Here is a 26,483-nt window from a genome sequence, read left to right on the forward strand (position 1 = left end):
CGCGTCACAGCCACAAGATCTGCTTGCGATAGCCGAGATCGTTCAGCAGCGGCGCTGCCGGTCCCTGGTGGAACACGGCGCCGCGCTCCAGCGCGAAGACGCGGTCGGCCAGCGCCAGCACGAGGTCGAGATTGTGCTCGACGATCACGATCGACATGTGCCGGCGGAGCTGGTCGAACACCCCAAACAGCTCCAGCGTCACGGCCGGCGCGAGTCCTTCGAAGGGCTCGTCGAGCAGCAGCAGGCGGACATTGCCGGACATCGCGCGGGCGACCGCCACCATCTGCTGCTCGCCGCCGGAGAGATAGTCGGCGGCGATGTTCATGCGCTCCTTCAGGCGGGGGAAATAGCTGAGGATCTGCTCCTCGTTCCAGACCACGCCATCGCTGCCGTCGGTCTTGCGGGCAAGGCGGCCGAGCGCGAGGTTTTCGCGCACGGTCATGCCGGCGAACAGCCCGCGCCCCTGCGGCACATATCCGACGCCGCGGCGTGCGATGTCGGCGGCGGGCAGGTGCGCAATATCGGTGCCGCGATAGTCGATGCTGCCTGACGCCGCCGGCACGAGGCCGGCGATGGATTTGAGCAGCGTCGACTTGCCGGCGCCGTTGCGCCCGAGCAGGGCGACGATTTCGCCTTCGCGCACGTCGAGCGCGGCGTCGTTGAGGATGTGGCTCTTGCCGTAGAACGTGTTGACGCGGTCGAGCCGCAGCACGGTCTCGCGCTCGCCGGCTTCCTCGAGGCTGCGCCGATGCTCGATCGGAGGAATGCCCTTGCCGGTATAGATCTCCTGGACCCGCAGATCGGCCCGCACCGCGCTGGGGCAGTCGGACATCAGCACCTCGCCCTGGTTCATCACGGTCACGACCTGCGAGAAGCCGAGCACGCGGTCGATGTCGTGCTCGACGATCAGCACGGGGATGTTGGCCGCGATGTTCCTGACGAGGTTGGAGACGCGCTCGCGCTCGGCGGCGGCGAGGCCCGCGAGCGGCTCGTCGAGCAGCAGCACCTGCGGCTTCGAGCCGAGCGCGATGCCGAGATCGACCAGCCGCTGCCCGCCATAGGAGAGTTCGCCGCCCTCGATCTCCTCGATGCCTTCGAGCCCGAGGAATTTTGTCAGTGCGGCCGTCTCGGCGTGGATCTCGTCGTACGCGTCGATGTCGTTCCAGATGTTGAAGCGCATCGGCCGCTGCGCCTGCAGCGACAGGCGCAAATTCTCGTAGATCGTCAGCCCGCGAAACAGATTGGTGATCTGGAACGAGCGCGCCAGCCCCTGATGGCAGATCAGGTTCGCCGGCACGCCGGCGATGTCGCGGCCCTGAAGGCGGATGATGCCATGGTCGGGCGTGTAGAGCCCGGAAACCAGATTGAACAGCGTGGTCTTGCCCGCGCCGTTCGGACCGATCAGCGCGTGGATCTCGCCGGCGGCAACCTTGATGCTGGCGTTCTCGACCGCGCGGATGCCGCCGAATTTCTTGGAGACGCCGCTGACTTCCAGCACGGTGCCCTTCAGTGCCTCCGGCCGCAGGAAGTCCGGGAGCGGCAGGCCGTCATAGATCTTGCGCCGGCTCATGGCCGCCGTTTCTTCCGCCGGCGGACGGAGCCGCCGCATGATCAGCGAACCGATGCCGACGAGGCCGCCGGGCGAATACATCACGAAGGCCACGAAGGTCAGGCCGAACCAGAACAGCCAGTCCGACGTCCAGATCGAGAACAGCTCGCGGAACAGGATGAAGAACAGCGCGCCGAGTGCGGGGCCCAGGAGGCTGCGCATGCCGCCGATCACCACCATCGCCAGCAGCTCGCCGGCGAACGGCACCGAGACGGCTTCGGCCGAGACCAGATAGTTCAGGAACGCGATCAGCGCGCCGGCGAGCCCGGTGACGACGGCGGAGATCACGAACACCGCAAGCTTGTAGCGCTCGACCGGATAGCCCTGGAAGCTCGCCCGCAACTGGTTCTCGCGGATCGCGACCAGCACATGTCCGAATGGCGAGCGCACGAGGCGCATCAGCACGTAGAGCACGACGAGGCCGATCGCCGCGACCACGATGTAATAGGTGAGCGCATTGTCGAAGCTGACGGGGCCGATGCCGCCGCGCTTGAGCCCGCCAAGCCCGTCCTCGCCGCCGGTGAGGCTCGTCCAGCGGAAGGCGGTGGTGTAGACGAGCGCGGCGAGGGCCAAGGTCAACAGCGAGAAATAGACGCCCCGCCGGCGCAGGATCAGCATGCCGATCAGGCTCGAGGCGACTCCGACGACGACCATTGATCCGAGCAGCGGCAGCCAGATCTCGCCGGGGAAGTAGCGAAGCTGGATCAGGCCGGCGGCATAGGCGCCGATGCCGAACCAGGCGCTGTGGCCGAACGAGACGAGGCCGGTATAGCCGATGCAAAGATTGAGGCCCATGGTCGCGATCGCGAGTCCGGCGATCCAGGTGCCGGTGTTGAGCGACAGGCCGAATGCCTTCAGCAGGAACGGAAGCGCGATGACCGCGACAGCCGCGATCATCAGCGGCCGAAGTCTCTCGATGGCGGAGGCGCTTCTCATTCGAACTTCTCGATGCGTTCGCCGAGCAGGCCGCGCGGGCGCACCAGCAGCACCAGGAACATCAGGATGTAGATCGAGGCCTCGCCGGCGGCAGGCTCGAAATGAATGGCAATGCCGCGCACCACGCCGACGAGGAGGGCGGCGATGACGACGCCCCAGAAGCTGCCGAGCCCGCCGATCACGACAACGACAAAGGCCACCGTCATGATCTCGGCGCCCATCGCCGGATGCACGGTGGTGATCGGCGCGAAGAAAGCACCGCCGAGCGCGGCCATGCCGACGCCGAGCATCACGATCCCTGTCATGTAGGGCTGCAGGCGGATGCCGAGGGCGGCGACCATGTCGGGCCGCTGGATGCCGGCGCGTACCACGCGGCCAAACGAGGTCTTTTGCAGCAGGAGCCAGATGCCGAGCAGGATGGCGGCGACCACGGCCAGGATCAGCAGGCGATAGCGCGAGAACAGGAAATCGCCGACGATCACCGAGCCGCGAAAGCTCTGCGGGATCTCGGTGGAGACAGGCGCGGCGCCCCAGATCATGCGGATCGCCTGCTCGGCGACCATCGCAAGCCCGAAGGTCACGAGCAGGCTGAGAATGGGATCGGCGGTGTAGAAGCGGCACAGGATGAAGCGCTCGAACAGGATGCCGAGCAGGGCGACCGCGAACGGCGAGATCACCACGGAGGCGCCGAAGCCGAGGCGCCTGGTCAGCTCGACGCAGACATAGGCGCCGAGCGCATAGAAGGCGCCATGCGCGAGATTGACGATGCCTCCGACCGAGAAGATCAGCGACAGCCCGAGCGCGATGAGCAGGTAATAGCCTCCGAGCACGAGACCATTGACCACCTGTTCCAGCAAGAACTCGAACTGCATGTTGCGTCCTTGCCGCGTGGTCGCCTCAGGCCTTCATCTCGCAGGGGTTCTGTTCTTTGGTCGGATAGATCGTCTCCAGCGGATCGTTCGCCGCCGGCACCACGTCGCCGAGCACCAGCATGTCCCACTGGTCCTTCATCTGGTCCTTCGGCCTGACGGTGAACGGATAGGCCTCCTGCACCAGCTGGTGATCCCAGCTGCGGAAGTAAGCCTTGCGCGCTTTGCCGATGTCGAACTGGGCCTGCTTCTCGAAATAGGCGATCAGCTCGCCGCTATCGGTCGACTTCGTCGTGTTGATCGCCTCCGCGAGCAGCTTCAGCGTGATGTAGTCGATCCAGGCGTGGTTCTCCGGCGGCTTGCCGTACTTCTTGGTGAAGGACGCGACGAAAGCCTGTGACGTCGGATTGTTCAGCGTATGATACCAGACCGTCGGCCAGGTGCCGCTGAGATTGCCCGCGCCGGCGGCCCAGGCATCGCCGGTGTTGAGGTTGAAGCCCACCAGCGGATAAGGGAAGCCGAACTCGGCATATTGCTTGACGAGATTGGTCACCTGGTTGCCGGCGAGGTTGCAGCAGACCACATCGGGCTTGGCCTGCCGCACCTTCAGCAGATACGGGCTGAAATCGGTGACGTCGGTGGCGATCAGCTCGTCGCCGATCAGGTTGGCCTCATGCGCACCGAAGAAGGTCTTGGCCGCTTTCAGCAGGTCGTGGCCGAAAATGTAGTCGGCGGTGAGCGTGAAGAACTTCTTGCCCTTCACCATGCCCTTCTGTGACAGCGCGGTGCCGACGGCGTTGACCATCACGGTGTTCGGGATGTCGCAGTGGAACGAGTACTTGTTGCAGTTCTTGCCGCGCAGCGCATCCGAGCGCGCGCCGGTCGAGAAGAACACCTTCTTGTTGCGCTCGGCGACCTGCATGAGGGTGAGCGAGGACGCGGACGAGATTTCGCCGAGCAGCACCACCGCGCCGTCCTGCTCCAGCATGCGCTGCGCCTTGGTGGCGGCGGTGGCCGGATTGATCGAGTCTTCCGAGAGCAGGTCGATTGGCTTGCCGAGCACGCCGCCGGACTGGTTGATCTCCTCGGCCGCGAGCTTCACCCCGAGCTGCGCGTAGCTGCCGATCACGCCGAGAAAGCCGGTGAGCGGCGTCAGGTGCCCGATCCGGATCTTCTCGGCCTGGGCCCTCACGATTGCGGGAAACCCAAGTGCGGACGCGCCGACGAAGGCTGCGCCCGCCCGTAACACCGTCCGTCGCGGGTAGCGGATCATGTCTGTCTCCTCCCGGTGCATCGCGTGCCTCCCTTCAAGATCGGGTATCCGATATTGTGAGAGACCTTGTTTTAATGCTGGAGGATAATCACGAACGCCATTGCCGGTGTCAACCGGCAAAATCGACGCCTGCCTGCAGGTCTCAGGCTTTTTGCGAGAGCGCCTTGTGCGCCCGGTCCTTGGCGCCGAACTCGGCCGACAGCCGGTCGGCGGCGGCCTGCACCACCTGCGCGCCAGCGTGCAGCGCCTGGTTGGAGAGCCGCCAGATCGGCCCGGAAATGCCGAGCGCGCCGATCACCTGCCCCGTGAAATCGGTCACCGGCACGGCGACGCAGCGCACTTCCGGATTGAACTCGCCGTCGTCGAAGGCGACGCCGGTGCGCTGCACCTCGGCGATCTCGCGCATCAGCGCGGCGGCATTGCTGATGGATTTGGGCGTCGAGGGTTTGAGCTCCACGCGATCGATGAACCGCGCGAGCTGCTCGGGGCGGAGCGAGGCCAGGATGATCTTGCCGAGCGCGGTGCAATGGGCGGGCCGCACCACGCCGACACGGTCGGTGAGCTGAAACGCGCCGGGGCCGCTGGTGCGGGCGATGACGATCACCGCATCGCCCATTCGCACGGCAAAATGGCCGCTTTCGCCGGTCTGGCGCGACAGCTCCTCCAGCACCGGCGTTGCGACATTCACCATCTCGATCTCGTCGAGCGCGCTTGCGGCGAGCGCAAACAAGGGACGGCCGATGCGGTAGCGCTTGTTGTCCTTTTCCTGGCGGAGGTAGCCGAGCGAGACCAGCGTCTTTGCGAGATGAAAGGTGGTCGAGTTGTGCAGGCCGACCAGCTTGCTCAGTTCCGCAAGCCCGATGCCCTCGCGATGGCGTGCGACTTCTTCGAGGATCGAGAAGGCGCGGCCGAGCGACTGAACGCCGCCGCCGCGCTGCTTGTCCTCGGCGTCGTCGTCGCTCTCGGGTTTGGGGCCAGGGACCAGTTTCGCAACCGCAGCCTTGCGCGGGCTTGCGGGCTTGTCGCCGGTCGTCGGCTTGGTGCGCGATCTCAAGGACAAGGCCCCCTTCTTGCAAATCCGTCGTGACTCGATGCTGCGACAGTAGCACGCAACCACGCAGCCGTCGGAGTCGAGCCCGCGTTTCCTCAGGTCAATAGACTATCACAATATAAATTGACGTACAGCATTATGAGAAATAGGGTGCCCGCGGCTCAGCGACGACCGCCATGTTCTCTGCATCGGTCCATAAGAAGTCGTGGGCCGAGAGGAGGCTGGTTGATGTCGAAAAACATGCTCAATGGCGCCCAGGTCATTGTCGACTATCTGATCCAGGAAAAGGTGCCGCAGGTGTTCGGGCTCTGCGGCCACGGCAACATCCAGTTCATCGACGCGCTGTACGAACGCTCCCAGGAGATCAAGACGATCTCCGTGCACCATGAGAGCGTCGCGGGCTTCATGGCCGACGTCTATTACCGCGTCTCGGGCCGGCCGACGGCGACCTTCACCTCGTGCGGGCCGGGCTCGGCGAATTTGCCGATCTCGCTCGCCAACGCCTTCCTCGACTCTGTGCCGTTCATGGCGATCACCGGCAACGTGCCGACCAGTCAGTTCAATCGCGGCGCGTTCCAGGAGATGTACCGGCACTATCAGGCGGACTTCCCGTCCACCGTGCGCACGATGTGCAAGAAGGTGTTTCAGCCGACACGCGGCGAAATGGTGCCGCTCGCAGTGCGGCAGGCCTGGAAGACCATGATCACGGGGCGGCCGGGCCCTGTCGTGGTCGACGTGCCTTTCGACGTCTTCATGGAATCGGCCGCGGAAGAAGCGCCGAAGGCGATCGAGTGGAGTGCCAACATCTCCAGCCGCTGCGGCGCCGATCCTGAAGGCGTCGAGAAGGCGGTCGACATGCTGCTCTCGGCGGAGCGGCCGGTGATGCTGGTCGGGCAGGGCGTGCGCTATGGCGGCGCGGCGGATGAATTGCGCAAGCTGGCCGAGCGGCTTCAGATTCCGGTTGCGGCATCCGCTAGCGGTCTCGGCGCGATCGATGTCAATCACCCGCTCGCGCTCGGCCTCGTCGCGCGCGCCGGGCATTACCAGGCCAACCACGCGGCTCGCCAGGCCGACGTGCTGCTCGCGCTAGGGGTCCGCTTCGACGACCGCACCTCGAGCTCATGGATTCCCGGCTATTCCTTCACGATCCCGCCGACGCGGCTGATCCACGTCGACATCGACCCTGAGGAGATCGGCCGCAACTACCCTGTCGCGCTCGGGCTGATGGCCGACGTGCGCACCTTCCTGCGCCAGGTCCATGCCGAGCTCGATCGCCGCGACAACCTCTTCAAGAAATCCGACGCGCGCAAGAGGTGGCTGGCGCAGATCGACGGCTATCGCAAGGAGTGGGACAAGTTCGTCGCGCCCGGCTTCTCCGACGACACCACGCCGATCAATCCGCAGCGCGCCGCCGCCGAGATCGACAAGGCTCTGCCCGAAGACGCGATCCTCGTCTCCGACATCGGCGTGCACCACAATTGGCTGCTCGGCTTCTGCAAGCCGAAGCGGCCGGATTCGCTCATCGGCTCGATGGGGTTCGGCCCGATGGGCTTTGGCGTCGCCGGCGTGATGGGCGCGAAATTCGCCGCGCCTGACCGCCCCTGCGTGTCCGTGTGCGGCGACGGCGCGTTCTTCATGCACGCCAACGTGCTCGGCACGGCGGTCGAGTACAATCTGCCCGTGGTTTGGGTGGTCTGGAACAACTACGCCTATGCCTCGATCCGCGGGCTTCAGCGCGGCTATCTCGGTGGGCGTGAGCTTGCGACCGACTTCAAGCACCCTGAAACGGGCGAGCGCTACAATCCGGATTTCGCGGCGATGGCGCGTGCTTGCGGCGTCGAGGGCGTGCGTGTCGATCGCGCCGGCGATCTCGGCGAAGCGATCCGCAAGGGCATCGCCGCCAACAGGCCCTATCTGATCGACGTGGACATTGCTGCCGACGTCAATCCGTCCGGCGCCGGTGTCTGGGAATTGCCGGGCCTCGGCCAGAGCAAGGCCGGTATCGGCACGCGCTTTCAGCCGGGCTGATCGCAGTCCGCAAATCACCAATCAGAAACATACCGGGAGATGGCAATGACGCTCGCAGGCAAGAAGATCGTCGTGATCGGCGGCTCCTCAGGCATCGGCCTTGCCACCGCGGAACTTGCGAAGGGGCAGGGCGCGGAGGTCATCATCGCCTCGCGTAGCGCAGCAAAGCTCGATCCCGTCGCGGAGCGGTTGAAAGTGACGGCAATCCCTGCGGACGTCACCAGCGACCAGAGCGTTGCCGAGCTGTTTCGCCGCACCGGCCCCGTCGATCATGTCGTGCTCACGGCAGCGCAGCTTCGCACCGGGCCGTTCAAGACGGTGCCGATGGACGACGTGCGCACCACAATGGAAGGAAAATTCTGGGGCGCCTGGCGTGTCGCGCGCGTAGCCGAGATCCGGCCGGGTGGTTCGCTGACGCTCGTGACCGGTTTCCTCAGCGTCCGGCCGCGGCCGAACTCGGCGATCATCAGCGCGGCCAACGGCGCGCTGGAATCGCTCGCCCGTGCGCTCGCGCTGGAGCTTGCGCCGGTGCGGGTCAACGCGGTGTCGCCCGGCGTGATCGACACGCCGATCCGGGCCGCGATGCCGGAAGCGGCACGGAAGGAAATGCTAGCGAAGGCGGCGGCTGCGCTGCCGGTCGGCCGCGTCGGCATGGCCGAAGACATCGCCCGGCAGATCGCGAGCTTCATGGCGAACGGTTTTGCCACGGGCTCGATCGTTTATATCGACGGCGGAGCGTTGGTGAATTAGGGAGAACGACCATGGCCGAGGAGACTGGCGGCGCCTTCATTCGCAACATTGCCGAGGTGCCCTGGCGCGAATTCCCCAACCATTTCGGCGGTGCGCTGTCGAAGCCGCTGGTGATGCCGGAGACCGCGGGCTCGCGCCGCATCGACTACCGCATCTCGATGTACCAGCCGATGGCCTACGTCGCGCGGCATCACCACAAGGTGCAGGAGCAGGTCTATCACGTGCTCGACGGCGAGGGACTGATGGAGATCGCGGGCAAGAACCATGTCGTGCGCAAGCACGACGTGATCTTCCTGCCGCCCGGCGTCGAGCACGCGATCTCGAATTCCGGCCTCACCGATCTCGTCTTCCTGGTGGTGACGTCGCCGGTGACGGACGACGACAAGCCGGTGTGAGCTAACCGGCGGAACGTTCGCGCGCTGCGATGCGGATGGCGCGCATCTTCGCGCTCTTCCCGGCCGCGCGCGCCGCGATCATGCTGCGCGCCTTGCCGTGGGCTGAAGCGTTCTTCCGCAGCAGGGACGCGAACCGTTTGCGCGCGCGGTTGGCCGAGAGTCGTGTGGCCAGTTGCTCGGCCTTGCGCATGATGGTGGTGACCGAGGACGTCAGGTTCACCGGAACCCAGGCGACGTCTTTCGTCTTGGACAGGCTGCCGATGCCTTCGCATGGGGCTTCGCGCGGCAGGTCGATCCGGATCGCGAGGGCCTCCGCGCGCTCGGTCCAGTCTTCCGCCTTGGTGCCGGTGATGATGCGGACATAGTCGCGCGTCTCGCGCGGCAGTTCGCTCTCCCTGGCGAGCCATTTCTGGATGCGGCCGGGGCCGGCGTTATAGGCGGCTGCGGCAAGGCCGAGATTTCCGAAATCGTCGCGCAGCTTACGCAGGAATTTGGCCGATGCCGGCAGCGCCTTCATCGGATCGAACGGATCATCGAGCCCGACCTCGGCGGCCGTCTCCGGCATGAACTGCGCAACGCCTTGCGCGCCGGCCTGGCTCACCTCGTTGGACTTGAAGCGGCTCTCCTGCCAGATCAGGCGCGCAAAGAACGGCACCGGAATGCCGCTCGTCTCGGCAGCTTCCCGAAGCGCGTGACAGAATTGCTCGGTCGGCGATCTCTGCACCTGCGCGACCGGCTGAGGCTCTTGCGGCGGTTCGATCACCGGTTCATAGGCGGCGCGCGCATTGGCGAGCTCGATGGCCTGAACGCTTGCGAGGAAGAGTTCGACCAGGGGAACCAGTGGCGAGGCTTGCGTGTTTTGAAGAGTGGCACGATCGAAATTTGATGTTTGCCGGGACGCCGACAGATCGAGGTCGCACATCAGAATCAAGAACGCGGCGCAAGCCGCGACGACAAATCGCATTGCGTGGACAACCTCGAACTGTGGGATGAACGGCCGGCGTTGCGCCGGTGACAAGAAGCTCTTAACCGTCCGATTGCGGCAAAGCTGCGGTCTCGCCGGTTCCGTCGGTGTTACTACGGTGTTCCCGAAGAGGAGGTTCCGCAATCCTGCGGATCATCTACGGATTGGGACGAAGCGATCATGATGCGATGGATACTTGGCGCGGTAATGTCGCTGTGGTTCATCTGCCCGGCGCCCGCAGCAAACCTCGATGCGGCAGTGGTGAATGATGCAGTGCGTCCCGCAAAGCAACCTTCGTCCGACAAGCTCAACGCATCGGTGGTGAAGCTTCAAATTCTGCTCGACCGTGCGCAGTTCTCACCCGGCGAGATCGACGGCAAGCTCGGTGAGAACGCGCAGAAGGCGCTGAAGGCATTTGCCGGGCAGAACAGCATTTCATCCGACAAGACAATAGCGCCCGAGCTCTGGGACAAGCTGACGGCAGCGAGCGAGGGTCCCGTCATCGTCGACTACAAGATCGCCGACGCCGACGTGAAGGGACCATTCCTGAAGGAGCTGCCGGCCAGGCTCGACGACATGAAATCGCTGAAGGCGCTGAGCTACACCAGTCCTCTCGAGGGGCTCGCCGAGAAATTCCACATGAGTGCGGATCTGCTCAGGACGCTCAACCCGGGCAGGGCGTTCGACAAGGCCGGCGAGACGATCGTCGTGGCAAACGTGCCGGCCCGGCGAGAGCTGCCGCGCATTGCGCGGCTCGAGATCGACAAGAAGAATGGCGCACTGAAGGCTTTCGACGGGAGTGGTGCTCTGCTCGCGTTCTATCCGGCATCGATCGGCAGTCCGGATCGTCCGACGCCGAGCGGCACGCTCAAGGTCACCAGCACGAACGAGAAGCCGACCTATCACTACAATCCCGATTACAAGTTCAGCAGCGTCAAATCGAAACAGGCGTTCGATATCCAGCCGGGCCCGAACAATCCTGTCGGAGCGTACTGGATCGGCCTGTCCGCGCCGGGCTACGGCATTCATGGAACGGCGGAGCCCGACAGGGTCAGCAAATCCGCCTCTCACGGCTGCGTCAGGCTCACCAATTGGGACGCTCGTACGCTCGGGGACAACGTCAAGCGCGGCACGCCTGTCGTCTTCCTCGATGCGCCGACGGAGTCCTCGTCGAAACAGGTGAAGCCGGCCGCGACGCGCGCCGCGAACTAAGTTCTGAATTAGTCTTTGGGAAAGTCCTTGCGCATCGCGATCTCGGCGGCATCGCCGGGCGACAGCACGGTCTGGTCGAACGCCGCTTGCGGCCTCGTCATGATGTCGTAGAGCGAGATGCCCTTGATGGGTTTGCCCATGAGCTCGCGGACGCAGTCGGCGAGCGTGCCGTTGTAGACGAGATAGGGCGGACCTCTGTGCTTCTGCCTCTCGCCCTTCAGCGACGGCCACTTCTTCAGTTCGGCCGGCGCGTCATAGGCGATCGGCGATCCCTCTTTGAACATGCGCATGGCCTCAGGCAGCGTGAAATGCCTGAAAATCCTAAGCCTGCCGGGTAAACGCTTGTTAAAGAATTAGTTCAAATCAGGCGGCAACGAAGACGAGCAGGGTGCCGTTGGCCTTGGCCGGCGGCACGCAGATCGCAGCACCGCTGCGCGCCGCTGCCGAACCCAGCGCCTTCTCGGTCGCCGCAAGATCGCCGCTGACGAGAACCAGCGCCGCGCCGCCACGCTCGGAGAGACCTGCAAGCGAGACGCCGGGATAGCGTTTGCCGAGCTGGTCCAGCGTCAGATAGACGAAGTCGGCACGATCGCCGCCGGAGGGCACGGTCACCGCGCCGTCGTTCTCAGTCTTCGGTTCGCGGTCGATCAGCCGGCCCAGATGCGCAGCTTCCTTCGCGGGCTCGGGCGTTGCGATCAATGTCTGCTTGATGCGCTTCGCCGCATTGGCATGCGTCATCAGCTCGGGGATCCACACGGTCTCGCGGGTCTTGTGCTGGCAGGCGAAGATGCGCACGCCGCCGGGCGCTTCCGCGGTCGGCCACATGAAGGTGCGGAATTTTGCGGCCGAGACCGTGCCATCGGGCAGCGTCACCGGCCGCTCGAAATCGGTCGGACCGATCGGTATCAAGCCCCGTGCGCGGATCTCCTCCGCGCCCGCGGCGGAATCGACTGCGGTGAAGGCGATACGCTCGATGCCTTCGCCACGCTTGTCGAGGAAGGCGCGCGCCGGTGCATTGGCCTCGGTTGGGGCGAGCACGCCGAGCAGCTCCATATAGTCGGGGTCGAACATGATGGTGTAGTTGCCGGTGCCCATATGCGCGCTGTGGGTGCCGCGCGGGGAGATGGTGAAGCCGAGCTGCCGGTAATTCTCGGCGGCCTTGTCGAGATCCTGAACCATGACCACGGCGTGGTCGATACCGATGACGTTCTTGAGGGCCACTTTTCTTCCCCGCAACAATTGCAAACTGACTTCAGGCCGCATGAGCGGCCGCCGGTCCTGTCTACGCCGGATAGGCGATCAAGTCATTTTCAAATCAGCGGGAGAGGCGGAATTTCGTTCCGCGAAACGCGGCATCGACGCATGAGAGGCGATGGCTCAGCGCGCCTGCTCGATATAGGCGGCGAGGATGGCGCGCTCTTCGCTGGTCATGTCGGTGATGTTGCCGGGCGGCATCGCATTGGACCAGGCCGCGACGCGGCCGATCAGGCGGATGTTGCGATGGATGTGCTCGGGCGCATCGAGGAGGATGCCTTTCGGTGCGGTCACGATGCCGGCCCAGACCGGTTCAGTCGCGTGGCACATGCTGCAGCGGGACATCACGATCTCCTCGACGTTGGCGAGCGTCGGCTGCGCCGACAGGGCGCTGGTCCTGGCCTCGCGCGGGCCTGCTGCGGAGAGAAAGAGGATCGCGATCACGCCGACCGCTGCCACGCCCCACACCCACCACGGCGATTTGCGCCCGGCATGGCGCGCATTGAAGAAGTGGCGAATCACGGGGCCGAGCGCCAGAATGATCGCGACGATGATCCAGTTGAAGCGCGTGGCGTAGAGCAGGGGGTAGTGGTTGCTGATCATCAGCACGACGACCGGCAAGGTCAGGTAGTTGTTGTGGACCGAGCGCTCCTTGCTGGCTTTGCCGAGTTTGGGATCGGGCGCTTGGCCCGCGATCAGGGCGGCCACGATTGTCTTCTGGTTCGGGATGATCAGCGCGAACACGTTGGCCACCATGATGGTGCCGATGATCGCGCCGATCTGGTTGAAGGCGCCGCGGCCGCTCAGCACATGGGTGAAGGCGTAGGTCAGCGCGACCAGGAACAGATAGCCGCCGATGGCAAAGGGCAGCTCGCGTTGCGCGAGCCCGGTGCGGCAGGCGGCCTCATAGAGCAACCACGCCAGCGCAAGGCTGAAGAAGCTGAACAGTCCGGCCTGGAATGGCGTGAGGTCGAGGATCGACTTGTCGACCAGGAACAAATCGGCCTCGAGATAATACACCACCACCATCAGCGCGAAGCCGGACAGCCAGGTGGTGTAGGCCTCCCATTTGAACCAGGTCAGCTCATCCGGCATCTGGCTGGGGGCGACCAAATATTTCATGATCCGGTAGAAGCCGCCGCCATGGACCTGCCAGGCCTCGCCCTGCACGCCATCGGGCAGGTCACGCCGCGGCTTCAGGCTGAGGTCGAGGGCGATGAAATAAAACGAGCTACCGATCCAGGCGATCGCGGCGACCACATGCAGCCAGCGCAGCAGCAGGCTCGCCCATTCCGATATGATGGATCCCCACATGATCACCCCATCATTGCGACAGAAATGCCGCAGCTTTGATGACCGCAACCGGCGGCCCAGCCCTTACAATGTGTCGCACCGATCTGCCCCATTTTCCAGTACGATGGGCTGCGGCTGATGCACATCGTGCGGGCATGAGCTGACGTGGGATTCGGCAGGCGATTTGCCTTTTGCAGAACGTCTGTGGTCAATCGGCGTTGCCGCCTGAGACGTGCAGGCCGGGAGGAAGACGACGTGAAAAACAGGATATCGACCGCGGCGTTGGCTGCGGGGATGCTGGCCGCGGCTGCGACATTGGTGCAGGCCGAGCCCGTGCTGCAGGGCAAGGACGCCTACGGCGATTGGCAGTCCGACAAGCCCGGCACGGTCAGGCTGATCCGGCCGCAGGATCTGGTCAGGCCCGGCGCCTCGCGGTCGGTTGCGAGTTCCGCACGCGTGGTGCCGCGTCCGTCGGAAGCTGCACCCCAGGTGCCGGCCGGCTTCAAGATCGAGCTGTTCGCGGAAGGCCTGCGCGCGCCGCGCATCATTAGGGTTGCGCCGAACGGCGATGTCTTCGTCGCGGAAACGCGGGGTGGTACCATCCGCGTGCTGCGCACGGGGGAGGGCGGCAAGATCGCGACCAACGAGGTCTTTGCCAGCGGGCTGAGGCAGCCGTTCGGCATCGCCTTCTTCCCGAACGGCGACAATCCGCAATGGGTCTATGTCGCCAACACCGACAGCGTCGTCCGCTTTCCCTATCAGGCCGGCGATCTCAAGGCGCGCGGCAAGGCGGAGACGATCGTGGCAAGCCTGCCGCATGACGGCGGCCATTCCACCCGCGACATCGTCTTCACGCCGGACAACAAGCGCATGCTGATCTCGGTCGGCTCGCTCAGCAACGTCGCCGAGGGCATGGGCACGCCGCCGGGCGGGTTGGAGGCGTGGGCGAAAGCGCAGCCGCTCGGCGCGGCCTGGGCCAGTGAGACCGAGCGCGCCGCTGTGTTGGCGTTCAATCCTGACGGCAAGGAGCGGAAGATCTATGCCACCGGCATCCGCAACTGCGTCGGTCTCGCGATCCAGCCGCAGACGGGCTTGCCCTGGTGCTCGACCAACGAGCGCGATGGCCTCGGCGACGACCTCGTGCCCGACTATGTGACCAGCGTGAAGGAAGGCGCGTTCTACGGCTGGCCATGGTTCTATATCGGCGGCAATGAAGACCCGCGCCACGCCGGCGCGCGGCCTGATTTGAAGGACAAGGTGACGGTGCCTGATGTGCTCATACAGCCGCATTCGGCCTCGCTCGGCATGACCTTCTATCAGGGTGCGCAGTTTCCATCCGGCTATCAGGGCGATGCCTTCGCCGCCGAGCACGGCTCGTGGAATAGGTCGAAGCGCACCGGCTACAAGGTGATCCGCATCCGGATGAAGGACGGCAAGCCGACCGGGGAGTACGAGGATTTCGTCACGGGGTTCGTGGTGAGCGACACGGAGGTGTGGGGGCGGCCGGTCGGTGTTGCCGCGGCGAAGGATGGCGCGCTGCTGGTGTCGGAGGATGGCAACGGCACGATCTGGCGGGTGACGCATTAGACTCGCGCCGCGGTGAAGGCGCACCCTCGCCCCTTGTGGGAGAGGGTGGCTCGCCGCGTAGCGCCGGGACGGGTGAGGGGTCTCTCTCCGCGAATGACCTGTGAGTTCGTAGATACAACCCCTCATCCAGCGCTTCGCGTCACCTTCTCCCACAAGGGAGAAGGAAGAACGTGTGCTCGCTTTCTCCTACCCCCGTCTCACACTCGCGCCACCGTCCACCGGCAGCGTCACGCCCGTGATGAAATTCGCCTCGTCCGACGCCAAAAACAGCGCGGCGTTCGCGACGTCCCAGCCCGTGCCCATCTTCTTGCGCAGCGGCACCTTGCTGTCGCGTTCGGCTTCGACTTCGGCTCGGGTCTTGGACCATTCGCGGGCGCGGGTGTCGACCGCCATCGGCGTGTTCATCAGGCCGGGCAGGATGACGTTGGCGCGGATGCCGTATTCGGCGTTCTGGTAGGCGAGCTGCTCGGTGAAGGCGATCATCGCCGACTTCGTCGCCTTGTAGGCGACGTAAGGATAGGTCGTGATCGCGGCCATCGAGGAGATGTTGATGATGGCGCCGCTGTTCTGCGCGCGCATGATCGGGATGACTTCCTTCGCCGCCAGGATGCAGCTTTTCAGGTTGATGGCGACGACGCGGTCGAACGCCTCCTCGGTCAACTGAAGCAGCTCGGCATCGCCGCCGGACAGGCTGACGCCGACATTATTGTGCAGCACGTCGATGCGGCCCCATCGCGTCTGCGCGTCCGCCACCATCGCTTTGATGTCCGCGGCTTTGGTCACGTCGGCCTTGAAGGCTGCGGCGGTGCCTTGCTTCGCGGCGATCATCGCCACCGTCTCTTGCGCCGACTCCAGGTGATGGTCCACGCACAGCACTTTCGCGCCCTCGCGCGCGAAGGTGAGCGCGGTGGCGCGGCCATTGCCCATGCCTTCTCCGGGGCTCTGGCCCGCGCCGACGACGATCGCAACCTTGTCCTTCAAGCGCATCTCGGTTCACTCCCGGGGGCTGTTCAGCCAATATTTTCGTGCAGATTAGCAATCGCCTCAATCGGAGAGAAGAGCGTGCTCCTGCGTTCATGTCATTGACATCGCATGGAATTGCATGTTGCGCCCGACCCATTGCGCATGGCTGGCCCTTGCGGTTCAGGAACCGTTCTCGGGCGACCGCGTTTGTTGCGGAGCCTTCCCGCGCTATGCTCTCTCTTGGGGCTTCCAACCGCCAGTGGCTTGCCGATGAATCTGCTTGATCCACAAGGGCCCGTGGCTGCGGCCAACAGAACTATTTTAGTCGATTCTGTCTTCATCATGCTCGTGATCGTGGTGCCGACCATTTTCGCGATTCTGGCTTTTGCGTTCTGGTTTCGCGCGTCCAATCCGAAGGCGCGGTACCAGCCTGACTTCGTCTATTCCGGCCGCGTCGAGATGGTGGTGTGGGCGATCCCCGCGCTCACGGTCATCCTGCTCGGCGGCGTCGCCTGGATTGGCTCGCACCAGCTCGATCCCGCGGCACCGGTGCCGGGGACCGGCAGCCCGGTGCGGATTCAGGCCGTCTCGCTCGACTGGAAATGGCTCTTCATCTATCCGGACCAGCGCATCGCCACCGTCAACACGCTGACGGTGCCGGCCGGCGCCGAGCTGAATTTCCAGCTCACGTCGTCGAGCGTGATGAACACCTTCTTCATCCCGCAGCTCGGCAGCATGATCTACACCATGAACGGCATGGTGACGAAGCTGAACCTGCGCGCCGACAATGAGGGGAAATTGCAAGGCCTGTCGGCGCATTTCTCCGGCGACGGTTTTCCCGACATGATGTTCGACGTCAACGTGATCTCGCCGCTCGCCTTCCCGGACTGGGTCGCGACAACCGCGAAGACCGATGCCGTGCTTAACGAGGAGAGCTACAAGAAGCTGATGCAGCAGGGCATCGAGAAGGGCAGGCCGACGTACCGGCTCGATGATCCGCGTCTGTTCGACCTGATCGCAACCCAGCACATTCCGTCCGGGCCGGGCCCGGAGCTGATCTCCGATGCCGGCCGTCCCCACAGTGGAGGCCATGATGCTCGGTAAGCTCGACTGGTCGGCCATTCCGTTCGATCAGCCGATACCCCTCATCGCGGGTGCCGTGGTGCTGGTCGCGATCCTTGGCGTGCTGATCTGGGTCGTGGTGAAGGGGCATCTGCCCTATCTCTGGCACGAATGGATCACCAGCGTCGATCACAAGCGGATCGGCGTCATGTACATCCTGCTGGCCTCGGTGATGCTGCTGCGCGGCGGCAGCGACGCCATCATGATGCGGATCCAGCAGGCGGTGGCCTACCAGTCGCAAGGCTATCTGCCGCCGGAGCACTACAACCAGATCTTCTCGGCCCACGGCACCATCATGATCTTCTTCGTGGCGATGCCGTTCGTGATCGGGCTGATGAACCTCGTCGTGCCGCTGCAGCTCGGCGTACGCGATGTCGCTTTCCCGACGCTCAATTCCGTCGGGTTCTGGTTGACCGCGACCGGCGCGCTGCTGGTCAATCTCTCGCTCGTGATCGGTGAGTTCGCCCGCACCGGCTGGCTCGCCTTTCCACCACTGTCGGAGCTGTCCTATTCGCCGGGCGTCGGCGTCGACTATTACGCCTGGTCGTTGCAGATATCAGGCGTCGGCACGCTGGTGGCCGGCATCAACCTCGTCACCACGGTGCTGAAGCTGCGTACCAGGGGCATGAACTATTTGCGCATGCCGATGTTCTGCTGGACCACGCTGGCTTCCAATCTCCTGATCGTGGCGGCCTTCCCTATCCTCACCGCCACGCTCGCGATGCTGCTGCTCGATCGCTATCTCGGCTTCCACTTCTTCACCAACGAGGCCGGCGGCAACGTCATGATGTTCATGAATTTGATCTGGGCCTGGGGACACCCGGAGGTCTACATCCTCGTGCTGCCGGCGTTCGGCATCTTCTCCGAGGTGGTCTCGACCTTCTCCGGCAAGGCGCTGTTCGGCTACCGCTCCATGGTGCTCGCCACCATGGCGATCTGCGTCATCTCCTTCATGGTGTGGCTGCACCATTTCTTCACGATGGGGGCAGGCCCCGACGTCAACGCCATCTTCGGCATCGCCAGCATGATCATCGCGGTGCCAACGGGGGTGAAGATCTACAATTGGCTGTTCACGATGTATGGCGGCCGCATCCGCTTCGCGACGCCGATGCTGTGGGCGGTCGGCTTCATGGTGACCTTCATCGTCGGCGGATTGACGGGTGTCCTGCTCGCAGTGCCGCCGGCCGACTTCATGCTTCACAACAGCATGTTCCTGGTGGCGCACTTCCACAACGTCATCATCGGCGGCGTGCTGTTCGGCGCCTTCGCCGGCTTCGAATATTGGTTTCCGAAGGCGTTCGGCTTCCGCCTCGACGAACGCTGGGGCAAGGCTGCGTTCTGGTTCACCTTCCTCGGCTTCTTCATCACCTTCATCCCGCTTTATGTCGCTGGCATGCTCGGCATGACCCGGCGCATGCAGCATTATGACGTCGCGGCCTGGCGGCCCTGGATGATCGTCGCGGCGATTGGCATGGCCGTGCTGACCATCGGGGTGATCTGCCAGATCATGCAGCTCGTCGTCAGCATCCGCAACCGCGAGGCGTTGCGCGACCGCACCGGCGATCCCTGGGACGGCCGTTCGCTGGAATGGGCGACCGCGTCGCCGCCGCCGGTGTTCAATTTCGCTTTCAATCCCGACGTGCGCGGCGAGGACGCCTATTGGGACATGAAGATCCATGCCCGCCAGCAATCGCTCGGGCATGACGTTCCCGAGTATCAGGACATCGAGATGCCCAGGAACTCGCCGACCGGTTTCGTCTGCGCGTTCTTCGCCACCATCATGGGCTTCGCGCTGATCTGGCACATCTGGTGGATGGTGATTTTGGGCGGCATCGGCGCGTTCGCGACCTTCGTCGTGTTCGCCTGGCGCGACCATGACGAATACGTCATTCCAGCCGACGAGGTCGCAGCGATAGACCGTGTCAATCTCGAGGAGCGTCGCAGCCTCGTCAGCATGGCGGGGACGATCTGATGGCTATGACTGCGACCGCAGGCCATGCCCATGCCGATCCCCATCACATCGGTGTCGTCATCGAGCATCCCGGCCCCGCGTCCAAGCGCATCGTGACGGCCTACGGCTTCTGGGTCTTCCTGCTCTCCGACATCGTGATGTTCTCCTGCTTTTTTGCGGCCTATGCGGTGCTGTCCGGCCAGACCGCCGGCGGCCCGAGAGGCTCGGAGATTTTCGAGCAGAGGAACGTCGCGATCGAGACGGTATGCCTGCTGCTATCGAGCTTCACCTGCGGCATGGCCAGCATTGCCGCCGACGTACGCAACCGATTCTGGTTCTATCTCGGCATGACGGTGACGTGCCTGCTGGGCGTCATATTCCTCGTCATCGAGTTCCGGGAGTTCGCGGACCTTGTCGCGCGCGGCTATGGTCCCTCGCGCAGCGCCTTCCTGACCGCGTTCTTCTCGCTGGTCGGCTGCCACGGCCTGCATGTCTCTGCCGGCGTACTCTGGCTTCTGACCATGATGGCCCAGGTCTTCGCCAAGGGATTCCGCGCCGACATCCTGCGCCGGATGATGTGCTTTGCGCTGTTCTGGCATGCGCTCGACATCATCTGGGTCGCGGTGTTCTCCGTCGTCTATTTGCTGGGGAGTGGCGCATGAGCGATCAGACCCACATTCGGACCGAACATGACATCGCGCCGGGCGACGAAGAGCAACACAGCGTCGGCGAGCGCGTGCTCGGCTACGTCGTTGGTCTTGGCCTGGCACTGCTGTTGACGGCAACCTCATTCTTCATCGCCGGCACCGACCTGGTCTGGCAGCCCTCTATCCCCGTTGCGCTGATCGTGCTCGCGATCGCACAGATGGGCGTGCATCTCGTGTTCTTCCTGCACATCACCACGGGCCCGGACAATACCAACAATGTGCTGGCGCTCGCCTTCGGGCTGCTGGTCGTCTTCCTGGTGGTCGGCGGGACGGTCTGGATTATGGCGCATCTGAACGCAAACATGCCGCCGATGGACCAGATCATGAAGACGCGGATGTAGGGGCGCCTGAAAAAGAAGAGCCGCTTGTTGTGACAAGCGGCCCAAGTCTAGGGAGGAAACGCCCGAGCAAAGACAATCCGATGAGGATCGTCCGCCAAGGAAACGCTCGCGCAAAGCGCTTGCGTACACATATAAGTGCCGCAACTCCCGTTAGAGTTCAATTCCGGATCAATACGGTCTCGGACTACCACTCACGCGTGCGTGAACCAATTGTTCACTTCGGCCGGCGGCAGTTGTAGGCCTTGCGGAAGCCGGCGGCCTGCGCGTCGTCCTCGGAGCAGAACCAGCGGTCCGGCCTGGTGGTCGCGGGATAGCTCGGGCAGCCCCGCAGATGGTAGATGCCGATATTGCCGGTGACGCGTGCGCGCACCGCGAGCTTGCCTTTGATGCCGCAGCTTGGCGGCATCGTCAGGTCCTCCGGAAACAACACGGCGCGGATCTCCTTGTCGCGGTCGGGCCGGCACGCGGCGCCCAGCAATGCCCCGTCCTTCCTGCCGGTGCGAAATTCTTGCGGTGCAACAAAGCAGCCCTTCCAGATGCCGGCTGAGGCGGTCTTGGCCTCGGCCGCGCCCGGCTTGACGTTGGCCTTGATCGGCTCGCGCGCGATGGCATAGCCGAGCTTGACCAACTGCTCGTTCAGGCTGGTCTTGTCGCCCTCGGCCGTGCAGATCGCGCGGTGCCGTTTGCCAAAACTCTTTTCCGGCCCGACATCGTCGCAGCGCACTGAGCGCTTGTTGATCAGCTTCGCCAGTTGGTCGCGGGCCTCGATGCCGCAGGTCCAGGGATCGGCGTGATCGTCGATGCAGACCTGATCCAGCTCGGGCGCATCGACGCCGTCGAGGCGGTAGGTGACGTCGCCGAGCTGGATCGAATTGGCGTCCCGGACTGTCGCGGTGGCGGTCAGCGCGGAAGCCGGGCCGGAGGCCCCCAGGAATCCGGACAAAGCGAGACAAAAAACGAGCGCGAAAGCGCGGGCGGCGGCAAATGAATTCCTGAAGGACATACGGTCTCGCTATCGATTGCTCTTTCGCCTTGTTCCTAGCATCCGGATGGGGCGATACCAATGGTCTGCGCCCCGCGAAGTGCGACATTCCGGCCTCGCAGCTTTACTCGCGGGTCGCTCTACCCCTATCGTTTGCGCAAGCCTGCGAGCCGTGATGGCCGAATCGCCCGGGAAGCGGCGAGGGCGGGAGGGCGATGTTTCGATGAAAGACCCCGTGGACGTCCTGATCATCGGCGCCGGCGCTTCGGGCGCCGCCATCGCGTGGTCGCTGGCCGAGACCAAGATGCACATTCTCTGCCTGGAGCAGGGCGGCTGGATGAACCCGGCGGAATATCCCAGCACGGGCCGCGACTGGGAGGCCAAGTTCTACGGCGAGTGGTCGTCGAGCCCCAACGTGCGCGGTCGGCCCGAGGACTATCCGATCAACGACGACAATTCGCCGATCAAGGTCGTCAACTACAACGCGGTCGGCGGCTCGACGGTGATGTACACCGCGCATTGGCCGCGGCTGCATCCCTCCGATTTCAAGGTGAGGACGCTCGATGGCGTCGCCGACGACTGGCCGATCGATTACGACGCGCTGACGCCGTTCTTCGAAGAGAACGACCGCATGATGGGCACGTCAGGTCTGTCAGGCGATCCGCGCTCGCCGCTGACGCATCCGCCGATGCCGCAGCAGCCGATGGGATTGACGGGTGCGATCATCGGCAAGGCGATGAACAAGCTCGGCTGGCACTGGTGGCCGTCGGACACGACCGTCGCCACCATGGACTACGAGGGCCGGGCGCGCTGCATCAATCTCGGCCATTGCACGCCGGCCTGCGCGCAAGGCGCAAAATCCTCGACCGACATCACCTATTGGCCGCACGCGATCCGCGCCGGCGTCGAGCTGCGCACCCATTGCCGGGTGCGCGAGATCACCACCGACGAGAGCGGCATGGCCTCGGGCGTGGTGTATTACGACAAGGACGGCGTCGAGCAGTTCCAGCCGGCGCATGTCGTGATCATCGCCTGCAACGGCGTCGGCACGCCGCGGCTGCTGCTGAACTCGGCATCCAATCGCTTTCCGAACGGGCTTGCCAATTCGTCCGGCCTCGTCGGCAAGAATTTGATGTTCCACCCCTATGCGCAGATCTACGGCTATGTGAAGGAGCCGACCGACTCCAATCGCGCGCCGCCGACCTGCCTGTGGAGCAAGGAATGGTATGACACGGATTTGTCGCGCGGCTTCGTGCGTGGTTACGGCGTCCAGTTCGTGCGCGGCGCAGGGCCGGTGTTCGAGGCGGTCGTCAGCGAGCAAAAGGGCATTCTGCCGTGGGGCGAGGATCATCATCGAGTGTTCCGCAAGCTCAACGGCCATCGGCTCGGTTTCTCCGCGATCTGCGAGGATCTGCCGGAGGAGCACAATCAGGTCACGCTCGACCCCGTCCTGAAGGACAGTCACGGCATCCCCGCGCCGAAGATCGACTACACGATCAGCGAGAACAGCCGGAAGATGATGGAGCATGCGCTCGCCCGCGGCCGCGAGGTTCTGGAGACGGCGGGGGCGACCGACATCTGCGTCAACTCGCCGATCCCGTGGGGCGGCTGGCATTTGCTCGGTACCGCACGGATGGGCACCGACCCCTCTCGTTCCGTCGTCAACGAATGGGGCCGCACGCACGATGTGAAGAACCTCTTCATCGTCGATGGCAGCATCTTCGTCACCTCGGGCGGCGTGAACCCGACCTCCACCATCCAGGCCCTCGCGCTCTACATCGCCGACCAGATGAAGCAGCGCCTTGCCAATCTGTTCGACTGAGGCCGTCATGTCCGCAAGTCTTCAACTCACGCCCGCCCAGCGCGACGACCTCCGCACCGTCGCCGCGATGATCGTGCCCGCCAGCGACGCATACAAGGTGCCCGGCGCCGACGATCCCGCGATCCAGGCCGACATGCTTGCGACGCTCGGCCGCGACACCAAATTGGTGGCGGCGGCGCTGGATCATCTGGCGCGGCTGGCAGGGCAGCCGCTCGCCGAACTCGATGCCGCCAGGCGCAATGCGGTGGCGCAGGAGTTTCGCAAGCACGGCGGCGCGACAGCGGCAACGCTCGTTCGCGTCGTCCTGCAATGCTACTACCGCGACGACCGCGTGCTGCGCTCGCTCGGGCTCGAGCTGCGTGCGCCGTTCCCCAAGGGCTATGTGCTGCCGGATGGCGACTGGTCGCTGCTCGACCCGGTCAAGGCGAGGGCAGGCAAGCTGCGGCGGGCGCCCTAGCCACCTGGGTAGCCCAGCCCTGCGCCCCAAGGCGGGCCACTTGCGATGGAGGGACCAGGCCACCATCTGTGTGAGCCTCAAGGACTCCTACCATGCTGGATTTCACCTCAGATATCGTCGATGACGCCTCGTCATCGCGAACGACAGCGTCTGTCCCGGTCGATGACCGGGCCCTGCTGGACGCCTATTCCAATGCCGTGATCGACGTGACCGATCGCGTCGGCCCTGCCGTCGTGCGGGTCGAGACCGGGCCAAAGGTGCCGAACGGCCGCGAGCGCGGCGGGCTCGGCTCCGGCATCGTGATCTCGCCTGATGGTCTCGTGCTCACCAACAGCCATGTGGTCGGCTCGTCGAAGGAGATCCGGCTGCGGGATGTCGAAGGGAACGTCGGCGACGCAAGGGTACTCGGCGTCGACCCCGACACCGATCTTGCGCTGCTGCGTGCCAACGGCGTCCGCGACTTGCCTTATGCTGCGCTCGGCAATTCCAAGAGCCTCAAGCGCGGCCAGCTCGTAATCGCGATCGGCAATCCGCTCGGCTTCGAATCGACCGTGACCGCCGGCGTGGTCTCGGCGCTGGGGCGCTCGATCCGCTCGGTGAGCGGACGGACCATCGAGGACGTGATCCAGACCGACGCTGCGCTCAATCCCGGCAATTCCGGCGGACCGCTGGTGTCGTCGAACGCCGAGGTGATCGGCGTCAACACCGCGATCATCAATGGCGCGCAGGGCATCTGCTTCGCGGTCGCCAGCAACACCGCGCAGTTCGTGCTCTCCGAGATCATCCGCCACGGCTATGTTCGCCGCGCCTATATCGGCGTCGCCGGACAGACCGCGCCGGTTCCGCGGCGGCACGCGGTGCTGGCGGGCGTCGAGAATAAGATGGGCGCGCTCTTGATGCAGATCGAGCCGGATGGGCCGGCGGCGAAGGCGGGCCTGTTGCCCGGCGACGTCGCGATCAGGCTCGATGGCGTCGAGATCAACGGCGTCGACGATCTGATCCGCGTGCTCGACCGGGACCGGATCGGCCGGCGGCTCGCCATGGACGTGCTGCGGCTCGGTCGCCTGCGGGCGATCGATATCGACCCCATCGAGCGGAAGCCGGCCCGCTAGCTGCGAACCCGCAGGCGGGGTATGACGGTGTCATGCCTCGCCTTCGGACCCTTGCCGCATGATGCCGGCACACGAGACTTACGACGTCATTGTGATCGGCGCTGGCGCCGGCGGCATGACCGCTGCGGCCGTCGCGGCGGCCGAAGGCCTGCGCGTGCTGGTGATTGAGAAGACCGCTTTTGTCGGCGGCACCACGGCGTGGTCCGGCGGCATGGTCTGGATCCCCGCCAATGCCAAGATGAAAGAGGCGGGGCTTTCGGACAGCATCACGGATGCCGTCCGCTATCTGTCGAGCACGGTGCCGGAGCCTGCCAATGCCGGCTTGCGCGCCGCCTTCCTCGCCCGCGGGCCCGAGGCGATCGCCTGGCTCGAAGCCAACACGGAGGTGCGCCTTCAGCCCGTGAAGGCCTATCCCGACTATTATCCGGAGCGGCTGGGCGCGACATCGGGCGGGCGCGTGCTGGAGCCGGTCGCATTCGACGGCACGCGGCTGGGCAAGGGCTTTGCGCGCTTGCGGTCGCCGCTGCCGGAGTTCACGCTGTTCGGCGGGATGATGGTCAACCGTCTCGACATCCCGCACCTGAGGCGGGTTGGAAAATCGCTGCGCTCCACCTTGCGCGCGGCGCGACTCGTTTCCGAATACGCGTTGCAGCGGCTGCGCAGCCCGCGGGGCACGACCCTTCATCTCGGCAACGCGCTCGCGGCGCGGCTGTACGCGTCGCTGCTGGCGCGGCAGGTCGAGATCCTCTTCAGCGCCGACGTCGAAGATTTGTCGATGCAGGGCGATCGCGTCAGCGGTGTGGTCATCCGTCACGGCTCGCGCGATCGCTCGATCGTCGCACGCCGCGGTGTGGTGCTCGCGACGGGCGGCTTCTCGCACGATGCGACTTTGCGCAAACGCTTCTTCCCGCCTGCCGCGGGATTCGTCTCGGCGACCAACACGGCAGGTACGGGCGACGGGCTCCGGCTTGCAGCGACGGCCGGCGCCGCGCTCAACACGGAGGCGACCAGCCCGGCCTATTGGGTGCCGGCCTCGCTGTTCCAGCGGGCTGACGGCAGCCGCGGCGTGTTCCCTCATACGGTGACGGACCGCGCCAAGCCCGGCGTGATCGCCGTCAATGCTGCGGGCCAGCGTTTCGTGAATGAGGCGCTGTCCTACCACGAGTTCGTGCTCGCCATGCTGCGTGACGGCAATGGTGAGCCGGATCGGCCGTTCTATCTGATCTGCGATCGTCCGTTCCTGTGGGCCTACGGCCTTGGCCGCATCAAGCCGTTCACGCGTAGTGTCCGGCGCTATGTGACGAGTGGCGAGCTGCTCGAGGGCACGGGTATCGCAGAACTGGCGGCGAAGATCGGCATCAACCCGTCTGTGCTCACGTCGACGATCGCGAACTACAATTCCGATGCGAAGGAGGGGCGCGATCCCGAATTCGGACGCGGCAGCACCATCTACCAGCGCCACCTCGGCGACGCCGCCCACAAGCCCAATCCCTGCGTCGCGCCGATCGTCGGTGCGCCGTTCTTCGCCATGCGCATCTATCCGGCCGATCTCGGCACGGCGATCGGCATGAAGGTGGATGCGCAAGGACGCGTGCTGCGCGAGGACGGCACGCCGGTCGCGGGGCTCTATGCCTGCGGCAACGACATGGGCTCGATCATGAACGGCAATTATCCGGGGCCGGGCATTACGCTGGGGCCGGCGCTGACGTTCGGGTATATCGCGGGGCGGCATCTCGCGGACGGGGCGGTGGCGGCGTCGGTGGTGCCAAGCGTAGCCGCGACGTCGGTGTAGCCGCCTCCCACCG

Annotated in this window: 23 protein-coding genes; 13 read left to right on the forward strand and 10 right to left on the reverse strand. The window is 64.8% G+C overall.

Annotation, left to right across the window (positions count from 1 at the left end; all coding sequences use genetic code 11):
* Positions 1 to 4: 4 nt before the first annotated feature.
* The 4 genes from I3J27_RS09830 to I3J27_RS09845 all read right to left on the reverse strand — a co-directional run bounded on the left by I3J27_RS09830 (position 5) and on the right by I3J27_RS09845 (position 5,747).
* Positions 5 to 2,545: a branched-chain amino acid ABC transporter ATP-binding protein/permease gene (locus tag I3J27_RS09830; protein WP_270168143.1), complete on the reverse strand. Its 2,541-nt coding sequence runs from the start codon at positions 2,543 to 2,545 to the stop codon at positions 5 to 7.
* Positions 2,542 to 3,417 carry a branched-chain amino acid ABC transporter permease gene (locus I3J27_RS09835; RefSeq protein WP_270168145.1) on the reverse strand — a complete coding sequence of 292 codons (876 nt, stop codon included), beginning with the start codon at positions 3,415 to 3,417 and terminating at the stop codon, positions 2,542 to 2,544. Before I3J27_RS09835 ends, I3J27_RS09830 begins: the two co-directional genes overlap by 4 nt.
* Positions 3,418 to 3,442: 25 nt before the next feature.
* Positions 3,443 to 4,687 carry an ABC transporter substrate-binding protein gene (locus I3J27_RS09840; protein WP_270168147.1) on the reverse strand — a complete coding sequence of 415 codons (1,245 nt, stop codon included), beginning with the start codon at positions 4,685 to 4,687 and terminating at the stop codon, positions 3,443 to 3,445.
* 142 nt (positions 4,688 to 4,829) lie between these two features.
* Positions 4,830 to 5,747, reverse strand: coding sequence for an IclR family transcriptional regulator (locus tag I3J27_RS09845; protein ID WP_270168152.1), 918 nt, complete (start codon positions 5,745 to 5,747; stop codon positions 4,830 to 4,832).
* 219 nt (positions 5,748 to 5,966) lie between these two features.
* On the opposite strand from I3J27_RS09845, the gene I3J27_RS09850 reads away from it, so the two are divergent.
* The 3 genes from I3J27_RS09850 to I3J27_RS09860 are packed head-to-tail and all read left to right on the forward strand — an operon-like array spanning position 5,967 to position 8,911.
* Positions 5,967 to 7,766 (forward strand): thiamine pyrophosphate-binding protein, encoded by a 1,800-nt coding sequence (locus I3J27_RS09850; protein ID WP_270168155.1) that lies wholly within the window; start codon positions 5,967 to 5,969, stop codon positions 7,764 to 7,766.
* Positions 7,767 to 7,811: 45 nt separating this feature from the next.
* Positions 7,812 to 8,516, forward strand: a complete 705-nt coding sequence (locus I3J27_RS09855) for an SDR family oxidoreductase (RefSeq protein ID WP_270168157.1) — start codon at positions 7,812 to 7,814, stop codon at positions 8,514 to 8,516.
* An 11-nt stretch (positions 8,517 to 8,527) separates the two neighbouring features.
* Complete coding sequence (locus tag I3J27_RS09860) at positions 8,528 to 8,911, forward strand: cupin domain-containing protein (RefSeq protein WP_270168159.1); 384 nt, start codon at positions 8,528 to 8,530, stop codon at positions 8,909 to 8,911.
* A 1-nt stretch (position 8,912) separates the two neighbouring features.
* On the opposite strand, the gene I3J27_RS09865 is transcribed toward I3J27_RS09860, so the two are convergent.
* The gene (locus tag I3J27_RS09865; RefSeq protein WP_270172647.1) at positions 8,913 to 9,875 is read right to left on the reverse strand and encodes a lytic transglycosylase domain-containing protein; all 963 of its coding nucleotides are present in this window, start codon (positions 9,873 to 9,875) and stop codon (positions 8,913 to 8,915) included.
* A 180-nt stretch (positions 9,876 to 10,055) separates the two neighbouring features.
* Here I3J27_RS09865 and I3J27_RS09870 point away from each other — a divergent pair, with 180 nt between their 5' ends.
* Positions 10,056 to 11,087, forward strand: a complete 1,032-nt coding sequence (locus I3J27_RS09870; RefSeq protein WP_270168161.1) for a L,D-transpeptidase family protein — start codon at positions 10,056 to 10,058, stop codon at positions 11,085 to 11,087.
* Positions 11,088 to 11,095: 8 nt separating this feature from the next.
* Here the strand turns inward: I3J27_RS09870 and I3J27_RS09875 are convergent, their stop codons facing one another.
* From I3J27_RS09875 to I3J27_RS09885, 3 genes are all read right to left on the reverse strand, one after another.
* Positions 11,096 to 11,377 carry a hypothetical protein gene (locus I3J27_RS09875; RefSeq protein WP_270168163.1) on the reverse strand — a complete coding sequence of 94 codons (282 nt, stop codon included), beginning with the start codon at positions 11,375 to 11,377 and terminating at the stop codon, positions 11,096 to 11,098.
* A gap of 73 nt (positions 11,378 to 11,450) precedes the next feature.
* On the reverse strand, positions 11,451 to 12,308 hold the full coding sequence (locus I3J27_RS09880) for a VOC family protein (RefSeq protein WP_270168165.1): 858 nt from the start codon (positions 12,306 to 12,308) through the stop codon (positions 11,451 to 11,453).
* A 156-nt stretch (positions 12,309 to 12,464) separates the two neighbouring features.
* Positions 12,465 to 13,655: a urate hydroxylase PuuD gene (locus tag I3J27_RS09885; RefSeq protein ID WP_270168166.1), complete on the reverse strand. Its 1,191-nt coding sequence runs from the start codon at positions 13,653 to 13,655 to the stop codon at positions 12,465 to 12,467.
* Between the two features lie 234 nt (positions 13,656 to 13,889).
* On the opposite strand from I3J27_RS09885, the gene I3J27_RS09890 reads away from it, so the two are divergent.
* Entirely contained in the window at positions 13,890 to 15,221 is a 1,332-nt protein-coding gene (locus I3J27_RS09890; RefSeq protein ID WP_270168168.1) for a PQQ-dependent sugar dehydrogenase, read from the forward strand.
* 186 nt (positions 15,222 to 15,407) lie between these two features.
* Here the strand turns inward: I3J27_RS09890 and I3J27_RS09895 are convergent, their stop codons facing one another.
* Positions 15,408 to 16,208, reverse strand: a complete 801-nt coding sequence (locus tag I3J27_RS09895; protein ID WP_270168170.1) for an SDR family NAD(P)-dependent oxidoreductase — start codon at positions 16,206 to 16,208, stop codon at positions 15,408 to 15,410.
* Positions 16,209 to 16,526: 318 nt separating this feature from the next.
* Between I3J27_RS09895 and I3J27_RS09900 the strand changes: the two genes are divergently transcribed.
* From I3J27_RS09900 to cyoD, 4 genes are read left to right on the forward strand one after another with little or no spacing between them, the layout of a single operon-like run.
* Positions 16,527 to 17,288, forward strand: coding sequence for a cytochrome ubiquinol oxidase subunit II family protein (locus I3J27_RS09900; protein WP_270168172.1), 762 nt, complete (start codon positions 16,527 to 16,529; stop codon positions 17,286 to 17,288).
* A complete protein-coding gene (cyoB, locus tag I3J27_RS09905) occupies positions 17,278 to 19,278 on the forward strand; it encodes a cytochrome o ubiquinol oxidase subunit I (RefSeq protein WP_270172649.1) in 2,001 nt (666 codons plus the stop codon). Before I3J27_RS09900 ends, cyoB begins: the two co-directional genes overlap by 11 nt.
* On the forward strand, positions 19,278 to 19,919 hold the full coding sequence (locus I3J27_RS09910) for a cytochrome (ubi)quinol oxidase subunit III (protein ID WP_270168174.1): 642 nt from the start codon (positions 19,278 to 19,280) through the stop codon (positions 19,917 to 19,919). The genes cyoB and I3J27_RS09910 overlap by 1 nt, the downstream gene beginning before the upstream one ends.
* Positions 19,916 to 20,305 (forward strand): cytochrome o ubiquinol oxidase subunit IV, encoded by a 390-nt coding sequence (gene cyoD, locus I3J27_RS09915; RefSeq protein WP_270168176.1) that lies wholly within the window; start codon positions 19,916 to 19,918, stop codon positions 20,303 to 20,305. The genes I3J27_RS09910 and cyoD overlap by 4 nt, the downstream gene beginning before the upstream one ends.
* Before the next feature lie 214 nt (positions 20,306 to 20,519).
* Here cyoD and I3J27_RS09920 read toward each other — a convergent pair whose 3' ends face one another.
* Entirely contained in the window at positions 20,520 to 21,308 is a 789-nt protein-coding gene (locus I3J27_RS09920; RefSeq protein WP_270168178.1) for a thermonuclease family protein, read from the reverse strand.
* Between the two features lie 202 nt (positions 21,309 to 21,510).
* Between I3J27_RS09920 and I3J27_RS09925 the strand changes: the two genes are divergently transcribed.
* The 4 genes from I3J27_RS09925 to I3J27_RS09940 all read left to right on the forward strand — a co-directional run bounded on the left by I3J27_RS09925 (position 21,511) and on the right by I3J27_RS09940 (position 26,470).
* The gene (locus I3J27_RS09925) at positions 21,511 to 23,109 is read left to right on the forward strand and encodes a GMC family oxidoreductase (RefSeq protein ID WP_270168180.1); all 1,599 of its coding nucleotides are present in this window, start codon (positions 21,511 to 21,513) and stop codon (positions 23,107 to 23,109) included.
* Between the two features lie 7 nt (positions 23,110 to 23,116).
* A complete protein-coding gene (locus I3J27_RS09930) occupies positions 23,117 to 23,566 on the forward strand; it encodes a hypothetical protein (protein WP_270168182.1) in 450 nt (149 codons plus the stop codon).
* Between the two features lie 92 nt (positions 23,567 to 23,658).
* Complete coding sequence (locus I3J27_RS09935; RefSeq protein ID WP_270168188.1) at positions 23,659 to 24,678, forward strand: S1C family serine protease; 1,020 nt, start codon at positions 23,659 to 23,661, stop codon at positions 24,676 to 24,678.
* Positions 24,679 to 24,736: 58 nt separating this feature from the next.
* The gene (locus tag I3J27_RS09940) at positions 24,737 to 26,470 is read left to right on the forward strand and encodes an FAD-dependent oxidoreductase (RefSeq protein ID WP_270168190.1); all 1,734 of its coding nucleotides are present in this window, start codon (positions 24,737 to 24,739) and stop codon (positions 26,468 to 26,470) included.
* Positions 26,471 to 26,483: the final 13 nt, after the last annotated feature.

It is taken from the genome of Bradyrhizobium xenonodulans (assembly GCF_027594865.1).
GTDB lineage: Bacteria > Pseudomonadota > Alphaproteobacteria > Rhizobiales > Xanthobacteraceae > Bradyrhizobium > Bradyrhizobium xenonodulans.